This window comes from Shewanella sp. N2AIL (genome assembly GCF_022690845.1).
Lineage (GTDB): Bacteria > Pseudomonadota > Gammaproteobacteria > Enterobacterales > Shewanellaceae > Shewanella > Shewanella baltica.
Map to the genome: position 1 here is coordinate 62,309 of NZ_JALBYT010000017.1, position 13,349 is coordinate 75,657.

Annotated in this window: 14 protein-coding genes and 1 other RNA gene; 7 read left to right on the forward strand and 8 right to left on the reverse strand. The window is 48.1% G+C overall.

The annotated features are described in order from the left end of the window. The first annotated feature begins 102 nt into the window (after nt 1–102). Both MO387_RS11735 and MO387_RS11740 read left to right on the forward strand, forming a co-directional pair. On the forward strand, nt 103–1,323 hold the full coding sequence (locus MO387_RS11735; RefSeq protein WP_006083522.1) for a threonine/serine exporter family protein: 1,221 nt from the start codon (nt 103–105) through the stop codon (nt 1,321–1,323). A 180-nt stretch (nt 1,324–1,503) separates the two neighbouring features. Then, nucleotides 1,504–3,150, forward strand: coding sequence for a hypothetical protein (locus tag MO387_RS11740; RefSeq protein WP_107946276.1), 1,647 nt, complete (start codon nt 1,504–1,506; stop codon nt 3,148–3,150). 130 nt (nt 3,151–3,280) lie between these two features. On the opposite strand, the gene MO387_RS11745 is transcribed toward MO387_RS11740, so the two are convergent. From MO387_RS11745 to rsmI, 5 genes are all read right to left on the reverse strand, one after another. After that, nucleotides 3,281–3,529: a hypothetical protein gene (locus MO387_RS11745; RefSeq protein WP_011848121.1), complete on the reverse strand. Its 249-nt coding sequence runs from the start codon at nt 3,527–3,529 to the stop codon at nt 3,281–3,283. Further along, entirely contained in the window at nt 3,523–4,032 is a 510-nt protein-coding gene (locus MO387_RS11750; RefSeq protein ID WP_107946275.1) for a hypothetical protein, read from the reverse strand. The genes MO387_RS11745 and MO387_RS11750 overlap by 7 nt, the downstream gene beginning before the upstream one ends. 9 nt (nt 4,033–4,041) lie before the next feature. Further along, nucleotides 4,042–4,365 (reverse strand): DUF883 C-terminal domain-containing protein, encoded by a 324-nt coding sequence (locus MO387_RS11755; RefSeq protein ID WP_006083526.1) that lies wholly within the window; start codon nt 4,363–4,365, stop codon nt 4,042–4,044. 361 nt (nt 4,366–4,726) lie between these two features. Then, an RNA gene (gene rnpB / locus MO387_RS11760) (RNase P RNA component class A) lies at nt 4,727–5,078 on the reverse strand. A gap of 65 nt (nt 5,079–5,143) precedes the next feature. After that, nucleotides 5,144–5,986, reverse strand: coding sequence for a 16S rRNA (cytidine(1402)-2'-O)-methyltransferase (rsmI, locus tag MO387_RS11765; RefSeq protein ID WP_012090476.1), 843 nt, complete (start codon nt 5,984–5,986; stop codon nt 5,144–5,146). Between the two features lie 88 nt (nt 5,987–6,074). Between rsmI and MO387_RS11770 the strand changes: the two genes are divergently transcribed. The 4 genes from MO387_RS11770 (at nt 6,075) to dolP (ending at nt 9,568) form a co-directional block, all read left to right on the forward strand. Then, on the forward strand, nt 6,075–7,979 hold the full coding sequence (locus MO387_RS11770) for a penicillin-binding protein activator (RefSeq protein ID WP_107946274.1): 1,905 nt from the start codon (nt 6,075–6,077) through the stop codon (nt 7,977–7,979). After that, entirely contained in the window at nt 7,976–8,302 is a 327-nt protein-coding gene (locus tag MO387_RS11775) for a YraN family protein (protein WP_107946273.1), read from the forward strand. The genes MO387_RS11770 and MO387_RS11775 overlap by 4 nt, the downstream gene beginning before the upstream one ends. A gap of 109 nt (nt 8,303–8,411) precedes the next feature. Beyond that, nucleotides 8,412–9,005, forward strand: coding sequence for a phosphoheptose isomerase (locus tag MO387_RS11780; RefSeq protein WP_006083530.1), 594 nt, complete (start codon nt 8,412–8,414; stop codon nt 9,003–9,005). Further along, entirely contained in the window at nt 9,002–9,568 is a 567-nt protein-coding gene (gene dolP, locus MO387_RS11785; protein WP_006083531.1) for a division/outer membrane stress-associated lipid-binding lipoprotein, read from the forward strand. The genes MO387_RS11780 and dolP overlap by 4 nt, the downstream gene beginning before the upstream one ends. A 92-nt stretch (nt 9,569–9,660) precedes the next feature. Here the strand turns inward: dolP and MO387_RS11790 are convergent, their stop codons facing one another. After that, entirely contained in the window at nt 9,661–10,545 is an 885-nt protein-coding gene (locus MO387_RS11790) for a DMT family transporter (RefSeq protein ID WP_107946272.1), read from the reverse strand. Between the two features lie 120 nt (nt 10,546–10,665). Between MO387_RS11790 and MO387_RS11795 the strand changes: the two genes are divergently transcribed. Continuing rightward, nucleotides 10,666–11,538, forward strand: a complete 873-nt coding sequence (locus tag MO387_RS11795; RefSeq protein WP_172481227.1) for a LysR substrate-binding domain-containing protein — start codon at nt 10,666–10,668, stop codon at nt 11,536–11,538. A 63-nt stretch (nt 11,539–11,601) separates the two neighbouring features. On the opposite strand, the gene trpS is transcribed toward MO387_RS11795, so the two are convergent. Both trpS and MO387_RS11805 read right to left on the reverse strand, forming a co-directional pair. Beyond that, nucleotides 11,602–12,600: a tryptophan--tRNA ligase gene (gene trpS, locus MO387_RS11800; RefSeq protein WP_107946270.1), complete on the reverse strand. Its 999-nt coding sequence runs from the start codon at nt 12,598–12,600 to the stop codon at nt 11,602–11,604. Between the two features lie 71 nt (nt 12,601–12,671). After that, complete coding sequence (locus MO387_RS11805; RefSeq protein WP_011848128.1) at nt 12,672–13,349, reverse strand: phosphoglycolate phosphatase; 678 nt, start codon at nt 13,347–13,349, stop codon at nt 12,672–12,674.

Consider the following 13,349-nt stretch of genomic DNA (forward strand, 5'->3'; position numbering starts at 1 on the left):
ATTTATTTGTATTAAGGTTAAAAGCCGTTAACCTTTTATAGACAAGATAGGTTAATATGCGCGCGTTAATCCCTACAACTTTTTATACAGTGAATACCCCGATTGGATAACGACGAGTTTATCGAAAAACGCAGATTTATCATCAAGCTAGGCAAGGCATTGCATAAGTTTGGCACACCCGCTTATCGCCTAGAAACCCACTTACAAACCGTTGCGCGTACCTTAGGTATCGAAGGCTACTTCCTTATCTCGCCAACTTCGATGACCTTCGTTTTACAACACGATACAGATCAAGAATATAACCATGCCGCTCGGGTGAAGCCCGGCGAACTCGATTTAGGTTCACTCGCCCGCACCGATGAATTAGTCGATGAATTAACTTCGGGTAAGCGCACTTTGGCCGAGGCCTTAGATCGCTTAGAAGAAATCGCCAACAAACCCAATCCCTATGGCCCAGTGTTAACTTGTTTTTCCTTTGGTACTTCTGCCGCCGCCTTTGCCATGTTGATGGGCACAGGTTGGAACGATGTATTTTGGTCGGGGTTATTAGGCTTATTTGTCTATGGCTTGGTATACCGCGCCGAACGCTCGGCACGCATGGCCGAAGTGCTTGAACCCTTCGCCACCATTCTTTGCGCCATCGCCGCCTGCGGCATAGCGCGTATCGATCCCAACATTAATATCCCGGTGGTGATCCTCTCCTCGATCATTATTTTTATTCCCGGCTTAGCGTTGACCTTAGGTCTGGCCGAACTCGCCGCGCGGGATTTGATTTCCGGCACGGCGCGCATCATGGATGCGATTATGCAATTGTTTAAACTGTACTTTGGTGCAGTGCTCGGCATGGCGATTGGTAAAGCCGTGTTTGGCGAAGCGATTCATATCGAGCCAGAAGGGTTGCCGCGCTGGGCAATTTGGTCGGCGGTGCCGATTTTATCTATGGCATTAGTGTTTATCTTCAAGGCACGGATGCAAGATTCGCCTTGGGGCGTATTAGCTGGAATTGTGGCGTTTTTCTCGGCCATGCTCGGCGGACATTATTTTGGTGATTCGGTAGGCATTTTCTTTGGCGCCTTGGCCGTAGGGATTTACTCCAACCTCTTCGCCCGCTGGATGAAAGCTCCCGCCTCCATCGCCCTGTTGCAAGGCATAGTGATCTTAGTGCCCGGCAGTAAAACCTATATCGGACTCAATGCCTTAATCTCGGGTGAGACCATGCTCAATCAGTCCCATATTGGCTCACAAATCTTTTTAATTTTTATGTCGCTGATCGCAGGATTGATTTTTGCCAACGTCGCCGTCCCGCCAAGGCGAACATTGTAACAATTGTGAATTGGGCTGGAGCCCGCGCCCAGCCGCCACCTTAAGTTAACCTTAAGTAAAATCATAAACTTATTAAAATGTTTTCTTGACTAACACCCGCTTTCCATGTGTTATTAAATTGTGAATTGCAGAGTGAAATTGTTTTCGCTGCAGTCGTCAATTTCATGGGAGTGGCCTTTTATGCAGAAATTCATTCAGTATGCATGCATCCTACCTTGTTGTGTTGGCAGCCTAATCAGTGCTGCCCAAGCAGAAGACGCTAAGCTCGCCGATCCGGCAACAAAGGCTCAAGAAACTAAAAAAGTCAGCAAGATCGTCGTAGTTAACAATCCTATTTTTGATGAATCCGATCCCGATGCTTTTTTCATCCACCGCTGGGCGAACGCTTTACACATCAACACCAAAGAATATGTGGTGCTCGATAAACTGACCTTCGGCGAAAATGATACTGTCGCCCAGAAAGACCTCGACGAATCGCAACGGCTATTACGGGCGGTGCCCTATATCCGCGACGCCAAAATTTATGTCGCCGAAAAAGATCCCCTCGCCGATACCGATCCCACGGTTGAATCCGTTGTCGTCGAAACCTGGGATAACTGGTCATTACTGCCAACTGCTAGCCTGAGTAGTTCAGGTGGCGACACTCGCTATTCCTTCGGCGTTAAAGAAGATAACTTACTCGGAACAGGTATTCGCACTCGACTCAAGTACCAGTCCAACGAGTCCCGCAATGGCTATAAATTTGCGTTCGAAGCTCCGCTGAGCATTATCGAACACGGCACAGTTGCTGCCGAGTTTTACGACAATAGCGACGGCCAAGCGAAACACGTTTATGTCAGTAAGCCCTTCTATTCACTCGATACCAATACCATGTATTCGGCTGAGTTTTTAGACGATAACCGTATCGATACGATTCGACAAAATGGGCAAGATATAAATGAATTCGAACACACAGTCGACTACCTCAATCTAAAATATGGTTGGTTAATCAATAAAAACAGTGAGCATCTTTCTCGCTTTATTACCGGTGTTACCCAAGACAAACATGAGTTTGCTAATTCAGATCTCTACCCCAATTCGATGCTGCCTCAAGACAGGGACTTTATGTACCCTTGGGTCGCATACGAGTTTATCCAAGATGATTTCCACGTACTGAATAACGTTCACCTGATATCTAACAACGAAGACTTTAACTTAGGCTGGCATCACTATGTGCAACTCGGCATAGAAACCAACGACATAGGAGATAACAATCCTGTCGGCTACCACGTCAATTGGCAAAGTACTGGCGGCTATAAGTTCGACGACCAACTGTGGCTGTTAGAAATGGGCGGCACTAGCACAATAGGCACAACCCAAAAAGATACTTACAAGGTCGATATCCAAGCCGAATACTTCTATCAAATCAATCCTAAGTGGACAGCCTACGGCAAAGCATGGGCCAGCCTTTCAAAGAACACTTATCTGGATCTGAGCAAAGGGCTGGGGGATGAAACTGGCGTGCGCGGTTATCCAAACGAATACCAACAAGGGGACAATCAGTGGTTATTGACCGCCGAGATACGTAATTACCCTAACATCAACTTATACCAATTGGCTGAATTGGGCTGGGCAGTCTTTACTGATTTGGGCCAAGCCTCCGGCGGCCAACTCGCCGAGAATAACGAAGTCAGTGGTCCACTGGGCAGCATAGGCATAGGCGCGCGAATTTATTCTTCTCGCTCCAGCTATGGCAACGTCGCCCATATCGATTTTTCACTCCCTTATACGGGCGGCGAGTCAGTGAACAGTTGGGAATGGCGATTCCTAGTGAAACGCAGTTTTTAGCGGCTGATTTACGAATTGCGAATAAGGTAGGGCGCTGAGTTAAAGCGCATTGATAAGATATTGATCTACAGAGTCATGCCGTTTAGCCCTACAAAACCAAACGCTAACCGTCCAGAGAATAACTGGGCAGTTAGAGTTTGGTCATCCAACGCAGACCGAAGGTACTACGCAACAGTTTTACTGTGCTGTTGTGGCGCATTTGAAACAGACAACCCAAGCTAAAACTGACAATAAGGCCGGGGGTCGAACCGATAAAAGCACGACCGCTTTGCGCTAGTTGTTGTTTCCTCACCTGCAATAACTCATGCTGCAGCTGACCTTGTTCGGTGAGCACAGTGAGCTTCAATTGCTGTTTTTTCAGTAACTGTTGCACTAGCATTGTTGATCTTCCTGTTGTTTGTTGGCTGAGTGTTGAGTAGAAAACAACAGCCGTAACTGCTGCCAAGTCTTTGAGAAACCCGCTTGCGACAGTACATAGCTCAGGCTACGCCAACACCAAATCAATAACACAAACTGCAATACCACTAACGCGCTCGCGGTAATCAACAACGAGCCGCTCAGTTGAAACAGCAAATAGCCCAGCAACAACAAGATACTGCCCCAGAATAGGGTAATACCCGTCCCAAAACAGACAACCAAAGCCGCAGCAACAATCAAGCTGCGACCCGTTAGCTGCCATTCTGCCGTTGCTATTTTCCCTGCCAAATTTAACTGATTGATATAAGCTTGCTTCACCGAACTGCTCAGTGCCGCTATCTCAGCCAATTGCTCAATGGCTTGATCAACCACTTTATTCTGGGCAGCGGATGCTGGCTGCCCAGTGGATTCAGCATGCTGGGCAGGTCTTTGCTCTGGCGCCTCTGACTGTGCACGGTTTTGCATAACCCCACCTTAGCGACGGCGTAACAAGGCCGTCAACACTACACCAGCAGCAAACGCTATCCCGGCTGTGGCCAGAGGATTTTGCGCTGCCAGCTCACGGGTTTTACTGTAAGAGCTTTGCAGTTGCTGTTTGATTTCCTCTTGCTTGTGCGCCAGCGTTTCCTGCGAGCTGGCGGCGGTTTTACGCAAAGTATCCTCTGCAACAGCGGCTTTCTCTGCCACAGCGTCAACGGCATGATGCGTCACTTCGCTGGCTTTCGCTGTGGTTGGCGAATTTAACGCGCCGTTATCTTTACTGTTAGTTTGTTCTGTTACACTTTTTGAACTAGCCATTAGCAGACTCCTTGATGAACCGAGTGCAATGCAACAAAATGCTGCACTTTGCATACAAACCAATGCAATGGCTAAGCCAATTGATATAAGCAAATAAAAACAAAAGCTTAGATTAAAATCATTTATATCCTTGCCCTCAGTTAACGGTAGATGTTACCTACATAGGGTAATTTTTACCTGCAGCGAAGAATGATAAAGAGAGCGACAGAACAGAGAACTAAATAGGATATAGATTGGATACGGACGGGGAATTCAACACTTTGATTTTTAATGGTTTAAAAAGTAACGGTCACTTAAAACTGCAACAGTTAAAAAACAAAAAGCCCGTTTGTCATTACGACAAACGGGCTTTTTGTTGAATGAGGTGAGTTGGCCGATAAGCCGGGTCCTGTCTTGGACAGTCATTCATCTAGGCCTGCAATCGCTCACAGGCTCAAGCGACCTACCCGGTTCCAACGCGAGCCACGCCATACGGAACCCTATTTGGTCTTGCTCCGGGTGGAGTTTACCTTGCTACGAACTATTGCTAGCCGCACGGTGCGCTCTTACCGCACCCTTTCACCCTTACCGACCTGATAAATCAGGCAGGCGGTCTACTCTCTGTTGCACTTGTCGTCGGTTCACACCGCCCAGGCGTTACCTGGCACCCCGCTCTTTGGAGCCCGGACTTTCCTCCCCGTTCTTACGAACGCGGCGACTGTCTGGCCAACTCGGCGCGGATTATAGCCTAAGCCACCCTGATGCACCACAGATAATCCGCTCGCGGCCGTTTTAGCGCTTATAAATCAGACTCTAGGCCGTATTTATACAAGGCATTCTTTTTAAGTCCATGAATTTGCGCGGCAATTGCAGCGGCTTTCTTCAATGGCAATTCTTCACATAAGAGTTTGAGCGTGTTGATGGCGACCGTGGGAATCGCCTCGTCATCACTCAAATGGTAGCCATGCACCATAAGAACGATTTCGCCCTTCTGCTGATTAGGGTCAGTACTCACTTTAGCGAGCACTTCTGAAACGGGGCCAGATAAAAAGGTTTCGAAGGTTTTCGTCACTTCGCGCGCCATCACCACATGGCGATCACCGCCCAGCACTTCGACCATAGTCGTCAAGCTATGCTCGATGCGGTGGGGTGATTCATAAAAAATCAGCGTGCGCGGATCTTCTTTCAGTGCCAATAACTTATCGGCGCGGGCTTTTTCTTTTGAGGGCAAAAAACCTTCAAAAGTAAAACGGTCCGATGGCAAACCAGAGGCGCTTAAGGCCGTAATCGCCGCGCAAGGGCCCGGCAAAGGGATCACATTAAACCCAGATTGGCGCACATGTGAGACTAAGTGGTAACCAGGATCAGAAATCAACGGCGTACCCGCATCGGAAATTAATGCGATCGACTGACCCGCTGCAAGCTGATCGACAATCCACTGGGCACGCGCACGCTCGTTGTGGTCATGCAAGGCCGTAGTTTTAGTGGTAATGCCGAAGTGGCTCAACAACTTACCGCTGTGGCGAGTGTCTTCACAGGCGATCAATGAAACCTGATTCAGCACCTCTATTGCCCGCGAGCTCATATCGCCCAAATTACCTATGGGAGTAGGAACTATGTAGAGTGCGACGCTTTGGTCCATATATACCTCTGTAATGACAGTGCCAAGACTTTCGTCAAGCGCGAGAGAAGGTTAAACTAGAGGCCGCATCTTACCAGAGTGAAGCCCAGTGTTAAAAAGCCTGAATACAACTAAGTTCGTTTCCGTGGCCATTTTATCGGTAATCTTGGCGGGTTGTGGTGTTTCATCGCCCAATTCCACTGGAACAACCGCCACATTGGCTACCTCATTAGCATCCGCACCTTTGACGGCAAATGTCTATTTGGCGCAAGCGGCCAATAGTAAAGATCCGCAGCAGCGCGATACTAATCTGCTGCTAGCAGCCCATGCCTATATTAATGCCAATGACTATGCCGCGGCGCAGAAGCTACTCAAATCGATACTGCCGAGCTTAACTCAGAGCCCAACATTACTGGCCGAACATAAATACTTAACTGCACGTGTGCTTGAACACACGTCTACCTACAGTGATGCCCTTAAAACCTTAAATTATCCAAGTAATTGGAGCCTGCCAAGCTGGCAGATGACGGCCTATCACCAGTTCAAGGCGCATTTATATCAATTGAATAAACAGCCAATTGAACAAGTACGCGAGTTGAGTTTACTGACAACTTACTTGCCACCCGCCCAAGCCAACGAAATGAATAACACCATTTGGCAAGTGCTGCAGCCGATGCACGAACAAACCATAAAGACGTTTACCCAAGATGCTAAAAGTCCAGTGTTTGCAGGCTGGTTACAACTGGCTTATATCGCTAAGCATTATGCCGTCGATCCCACCCAGTTAGTGCGCTACTTAGGTGAATGGCAAAAGCAGAACCCTTATCACCCAGCTGCGGCAAAATTGCCTGCCGATTTAGACAGAGCCCTCAACGCTAAGCCTTTTACACCGAAAAACATTGCCGTGCTGTTGCCGCTGACGGGCCCAAGAGCAAACGCCGCCAATGCGATTCGCCAAGGCATATTAGCAAGCTATATGGCGAAGCAAAACGATAAAGTCGCAGTGAATTTTTACGATACTGCCAACGATGCGGCGAGTGCGTATCAACAGGCGCTGATGGCGGGAGCCGAGTTTATTATTGGCCCATTACTGCCGACTGAAATCGAACAACTGCAAGTGATGAATGCGGCAAATACTGCCGCCACTAATGCGCTGGCCAATGCTGCCAACCCAGACAAAACGGCCAATACGGTTGCAGCGGCTCCTGCTGCGCCTGTACCACAACTCTTTTTGAATCAAGTTGATAAGTTCACACCCGATCCAAACAAATTCTACTTTGCACTGTCGCCAGCCCAAGAAGCAGCCGATGCCGCCGAGCATTTATATCAAGATGGCGTCACTATGCCATTGCTGCTCGCCAGCAATGATGCCCTTGGCAAACGTATGGCCGAGAGCTTTATTCAAGCGTGGAAAAAGAAGAGCGATAACGTCGTCGAAGTCTATTACTACGATGGCGGCGACAAAATGAAAACCACAGTGCAAGATGCCCTTGGCGTGCGTGATAGCCAAGCCCGTATAGCACGCATCAAGGAACTGCTGGGTAACTCAGTGCAGGCTGACTTCCGCTCACGCCAAGATATTGATGCTATCTATATGATTTCAACGCCGCAGGATCTGACTCTGCTCAAGGCCTTTATCGATGTTAACTTCAGCGTATTCACTCAACCTGTGCCCTTGTATACCTCAAGCCGCAGCCGAGTTGAGAACGAAAGCACACAAACGGCGCAGGATTTAAATAACCTCACCCTCAGTGATGCCCCTTGGCTGATGCAAAACGGCGAAGAAAACCTAATGGTTAACACACTATTTTCGGGCTGGAATAACAGTCAGAAACGTTTGTTTGTTATGGGTTATGATGCGATGGACTTGATCGGCCGTTTAGCACAAATGCGCTCATTTACGGGCTACCAATTCAATGGCCGCAGCGGCGCTTTATCGGTTAACCCAGATGGCATAGTAAACCGCCAATTAAGCTGGGGACGTTACCAAAGAGGCAGCTTCCGCCAGCTATGACACTCGGACAACAGGCAGAAGCGCACGCACAACGTTACCTTGAACAGCAAGGGTTAACTTTTGTCGAACGTAATGTCCGCTATCCGTTTGGGGAAATTGATTTAATCATGCGCCATAAAAGCCATTGGGTATTTGTTGAAGTAAAATATCGCTCGGCAACCCAATATGGCGGCGCATTACAGGCTTTAAGCACGGCGCAAATAATGCGGATTCGCAAAGCGGCCAATCATTATTTGCAACTCAATCGGCTCGATGTGCCCTGTCGTTTCGATGTCATCGCCATGGAAGCCGATCAAATTCATTGGCTCGTCGATGCCTTTTAAGCGCCAATAGTGCGAGAGTAGTGCCACAAATTATTTTTAACGTCTGTGCCTCAACACGCTTGTGGAAATATGGCATGATAGCAACACTTTATCCTGAAAGGATTTATCCATGTTAGAACGCATTAAAGACAGCTTTACTGAATCTATTCAGACAAAAATCGATGCAGCCGAAGCACTGCCAGAATCAATCGCCAAAGCGGCCGAGATGATGGTGCACTGTCTTTTGGGTGGCAATAAAATCCTTGCTTGCGGTAACGGCGGCAGTGCTGGCGATGCACAACATTTCTCAGCCGAACTGCTAAACCGCTACGAGATTGAACGCCCACCCTTACCGGCCATCGCCCTGTCTACTGACACTTCAACCATCACAGCTATCGCCAACGACTATAGCTATGATGAGATTTTCTCAAAACAGATTTTTGCCTTAGGCCAACCGGGCGACATTCTGCTGGCGATCTCCACCAGCGGTAACTCAGGTAACGTGATTAAAGCCATGGAAGCCGCATTAAGCCGTGACATGACGATCGTTGCACTAACGGGTAAAGATGGCGGCGCTATGGCAGGCCTGCTGAGCGTGGGCGATGTGGAAATCCGCGTGCCTTCAAACGTCACCGCACGTATTCAAGAAGTGCACTTATTGGTGATCCACTGCCTGTGTGACAACATTGACCGCACACTATTCCCGCAGGACGAGCAGCAATGAGACACGCTGCCCCGCTGTTAATGGTTTGCTTGCTGCTACAAGGCTGCGCCGGTGCCGTTATGGTGGGCGCAGTGAGTGGCGCTATGATGGCCAACGATGAGCGTACTGTTAAGACACAGATTGATGATACTAATACCGATTTTAGGATCACTAGTGCGCTACTAGAGCAAGAAGATCTTAAAAAACAAACTAATATCACTGGTGTGTCCGTCAATGGCAATGTGCTTATGATAGGCCAAGCCCCTAACTCTACGTTAAGGGATAAAGCCATCAAGGTCGTACAAGATCTTAAGCTAGGCGGCAAGATCCACAATCAGATCCGCATTGGCAACCCAACTTCTTTCACCACACGCAGCAACGACACTTGGATCACCACCAAAGTGAAGGGGCGCATGCTAAACGAGAAAGATTTGGATATGACTCGCATTAAAGTCATCACTGAAAATGGTGAAGTCTTTTTGCTCGGCGTTATCCATCGCTCGCAAGCAGACTTAGCCGTTGATATCGCCCGCAATACAGCAGGCGTGCGTAAAGTGGTAAGAGTATTTGAATATACAGAGTGATTTTACAATTTGAGCAGGTTGTAATTTGAGCGTAGTGGAAGTTAAGCCTAAGTCGCGAGTCAACTCGTACACTTAGGCTTAAACGCTCACCATTATTTCCCCGCTAGCGTATCCGCTATCTTAGGTGTCGATTTTGATAACAACGACCCTAGCCAAGGTAAAAACAACGAAGGCAACACAATCAAAGCGGCGCCAAGCCAGCTTAAATTATCCAACCATTCATCGAACAACAACCAGCCTAAAAAGACTATAAATAACAAGCCACTATATTCCGCAATCGCGATATCGCTCGCCTGAGCTTTACGGTAGGCCAGCACACAAAACCAGTGATATACAAGTAAGAATACGTTGCTCAGCAATGCCACGCCCACCAGCTCCCAACTCAAACCTTCAATGCCCTGAAACGCCGCAATCACTAACGTCGCCGGAATACCCAGCAAGTTATACAACATCAGCGTTAATACGGGATGTTCAGCATGGGGCACTTTTTTCAGCGCTAACTGATTCACTGCAAAGGTAAAAGCAGAAAATAGCACAGCAATGCCATACCAGTTCATTTCACTCGGTCGCAGGATAATCAAAATACCGACAAAACCTAAGCCTGTGCAGATGGTCTGGGCAACAGTGATCCGCTCTCTCAGGAAAAAATACCCCATCAAGATGATCATCAAAGGCGCCGAGTAAAATAATGAACTAACCGTCGCGAGTGGCAATGCCATCAAGCCAATAATTAAAAAAAGCGCGCCAACCGAGCCTATGTTGGCACGCCAAAGGTGAACTGAAATATGTGTCGTCATTGGCCGCTGTGAATACAGCCACACTGGCAACAGCATAAAGACTGAGGAAATCTGCCTGACAAGGAGGAAAGTCGAGGCATTTGCATCGTCCGGCAACCACTTGATCGACACATCATAGAAGGCACTGAATAGATTACCTACTATCAATAAAATCAAACCGATAACAACTGGGCGTTGCATTTTTTAACATCCATAAATCTCAATGGCGGCATGATAATCCTCCCAAAACTTAAGCTGAAATGATGCTTTCTCATGCTAGATGAATTAAATTCATACTAAAGCCTTTAGATATTGAAAATAATGAGAAAGCTACCACCATTACGCGCTCTGCAAGTGTTTGAGGCCGCCGCCAGACAGCAGCATTTTTCTAAGGCAGCCGATGAACTGTGCATCACCCAAAGTGCGGTTTCTCACCAAGTGCGGGTATTAGAAGAGTATTTTGGCGAGCAACTGTTCGACCGCCAGGGGCGTAAACTGCAGTTAACCCCAAAAGGACACGGACTATTTCTAGAGTTAGAGCGGATATTCAACGAGTTAAGTGATCTTAATTTGAAGGTGCGCGACACGCCAAATCAGCAGCTGTGCTTAGCGGTTTACAGTTCCTTCTCGGTGAAATGGTTGATCCCCAGACTCGCCGATTTTCGCCGCCAATATCCGAGCGTGAAAATCCGCCTCGAGATGATCACCCAAGATCCTGATCTCAGCACTAGCACGGCGGATATCTTCATCGCCGGTAAACTGAATCAACGCGGCTATTGGCAACAGTTACTCCACAAAGAGCGGTTAATCCCAGTGTGCAGCCCAAATTTCTACCTTAAATGGCGCGACATTAGCCTGAGTAATTTCCAGCAACAAGCCCTGCTGGTTGTCGATGAAGGCCCACTCGGACTCGACTGGCACAAGTGGTCATCGGCGCACCAGATCCCACTCGATAACGAACAGCAGCATGTGTTTAGTCATATTGTGATGGCAATTGAGGCGGCGATTGCAGGCCAAGGCTTAGCCCTAGCGCCGGACTTTATGGTGGCTGGCGATATCACCACGGGGCGTTTAGTCGCTTTGAATCTTCCCGATGTGCATACAGGATTTGAATTTACTTTCTTTTGTAAACAGCGCCGTTTATCTGAGCCTGCGATTGCCGCCTTCTCATCTTGGCTAAAATCACAGGCCTAAGGTGAACGTCCAGACACAAAAAAGCCGACGCTGACGTCGGCTTAATTTATCGATATCGATTGATTACACTAACAAACCAATCTTCTCGTACACTTTTTTCAATGTCACTTCGGCGCGCGCCTGCGCACTTTCAGCGCCAGCTTTCATCACTTGGTCTAAGTAAGCACGGTCGGCACGAATCGCGCGGTAACGCTCTTGCAGCGGCGCTAACATGCTCACAACCGCTTCGCCTGCTGCACCTTTCAAATGGCCATACATCTTGCCTTCAAACTCGGCTTCTAGGCTTGCAATGCTTTGTCCCGTCACACCCGACATGAGACTCAGCAGGTTAGAAACGCCTGGCTTATTGTCCATATCGAAACGCACGACTGGCGGCTCATCACTGTCTGTCATAGCTTTTTTCAGCTTCTTCAGCACGGCTTTTGGATCTTCTAGCAGGCCGATGACGTTGTTACGGTTCTCGTCTGACTTAGACATCTTCTTCAGCGGCTCCTGCAACGACATCACTTTCGCGCCATGTTCAGGAATAAACGGCTCAGGAATGGTGAAAGTATCACCGTAGGCATTGTTGAAGCGAGTCGCGATATCACGCGTTAACTCAAGGTGTTGCTTCTGATCTTGACCAACTGGGATTTCGTTCGCTTGATAAATCAGAATATCCGCCGCCATCAGCACTGGGTAACCAAACAGACCCACGTTGATGTTATTAGCATGCTTTTGTGACTTATCTTTAAACTGCGTCATACGACTCAACTCGCCCATTTGGGTGTAACAATTTAATGCCCAACCCAATTGCGTGTGTTGTGGCACCTGTGACTGGATAAACACTGTGCTCTTTTTAGGATCGACGCCACAGGCCAAATACAGGGCTAAGGTGTCTAAACAGGCTTCGCGCAACGCTTTAGGATCTTGACGCACGGTAATGGCATGCAAGTCGACCACACAATAGAGGCAGTCGTGGCTATCTTGCATCGCAACCCATTGACGCAATGCACCCATGTAGTTACCTATGGTTAATTCGCCGGACGGCTGTGCACCGCTGAGTACTATGGGTTTGGTCATTACGTCATTGCTCCACTATCTATATATAAAAAGACTATAAAAAAATCGACTAAAAAACGGGTAAACACGCATTACTTAGTAGGTTTTACCCAGTTCAAAATCTCACTAAATTGCTCACATACGGCATCTGGGCCACTGAGCCCAATATCTTCACCGTAGTTGTAGCCGTAGGTCAAGCCGATTGACGCTATCCCAGCCGCTTTCGCCGCTAAAATGTCGTTTTTAGAGTCGCCGACCATCAATAACGCCTCTTTATCCAATTGCCACTCATGTAATAAGTGCTGTAGCGGCAAAGGATCGGGCTTCATCTTAGCTAAGGTATCGCCACCTAACACTAAGCTGAAAAAGTCATTAATCCCAAAGGCATTGAGTAATGGCAAGGTAAAACGATAGGGTTTATTGGTCACAACGGCGAGCTTAAAACCTGCATCGAACAAGGTTTGCAGCACTTGATGCACGTCGCTATACAGCGCACTGTGCTTCTCAAGATTCTCTTGATAGTGATGCATAAAAATCGGCATGGCCGCATCAAGCGCGGTTTGCTCAACATCCGATCCCAAGGCATGGGTCATGGCGCGGCGCATCAACATCTCGGCGCCGTTACCGACCCAAGTACGCACTTGGGCCTCAGAGCAGCTCTTCAAACCTAACTCGGCTAAGGCTTCCTGCGTGGCAACGGTTAGGTCAGGCACGCTGTCGATCAGCGTGCCATCAAGATCAAACGCTATCGCTTTAATCTTATCCCACAT

Bases quoted from the DNA above. Each gene is read 5' to 3' on its own strand.
- MO387_RS11755 (WP_006083526.1), bottom strand. From the start codon at position 4,365: ATGGCTAGTTCAAAAAGTGTAACAGAACAAACTAACAGTAAAGATAAC.
- MO387_RS11745 (WP_011848121.1), bottom strand. From the start codon at position 3,529: ATGCTAGTGCAACAGTTACTGAAAAAACAGCAATTGAAGCTCACTGTG.
- MO387_RS11790 (WP_107946272.1), bottom strand. From the start codon at position 10,545: ATGCAACGCCCAGTTGTTATCGGTTTGATTTTATTGATAGTAGGTAAT.
- MO387_RS11740 (WP_107946276.1), top strand. From the start codon at position 1,504: ATGCAGAAATTCATTCAGTATGCATGCATCCTACCTTGTTGTGTTGGC.
- MO387_RS11750 (WP_107946275.1), bottom strand. From the start codon at position 4,032: ATGCAAAACCGTGCACAGTCAGAGGCGCCAGAGCAAAGACCTGCCCAG.
- MO387_RS11780 (WP_006083530.1), top strand. From the start codon at position 8,412: ATGTTAGAACGCATTAAAGACAGCTTTACTGAATCTATTCAGACAAAA.
- MO387_RS11795 (WP_172481227.1), top strand. From the start codon at position 10,666: ATGAGAAAGCTACCACCATTACGCGCTCTGCAAGTGTTTGAGGCCGCC.
- dolP (WP_006083531.1), top strand. From the start codon at position 9,002: ATGAGACACGCTGCCCCGCTGTTAATGGTTTGCTTGCTGCTACAAGGC.
- MO387_RS11775 (WP_107946273.1), top strand. From the start codon at position 7,976: ATGACACTCGGACAACAGGCAGAAGCGCACGCACAACGTTACCTTGAA.
- MO387_RS11805 (WP_011848128.1), bottom strand. From the start codon at position 13,349: ATGTGGGATAAGATTAAAGCGATAGCGTTTGATCTTGATGGCACGCTG.
- trpS (WP_107946270.1), bottom strand. From the start codon at position 12,600: ATGACCAAACCCATAGTACTCAGCGGTGCACAGCCGTCCGGCGAATTA.
- rsmI (WP_012090476.1), bottom strand. From the start codon at position 5,986: ATGGACCAAAGCGTCGCACTCTACATAGTTCCTACTCCCATAGGTAAT.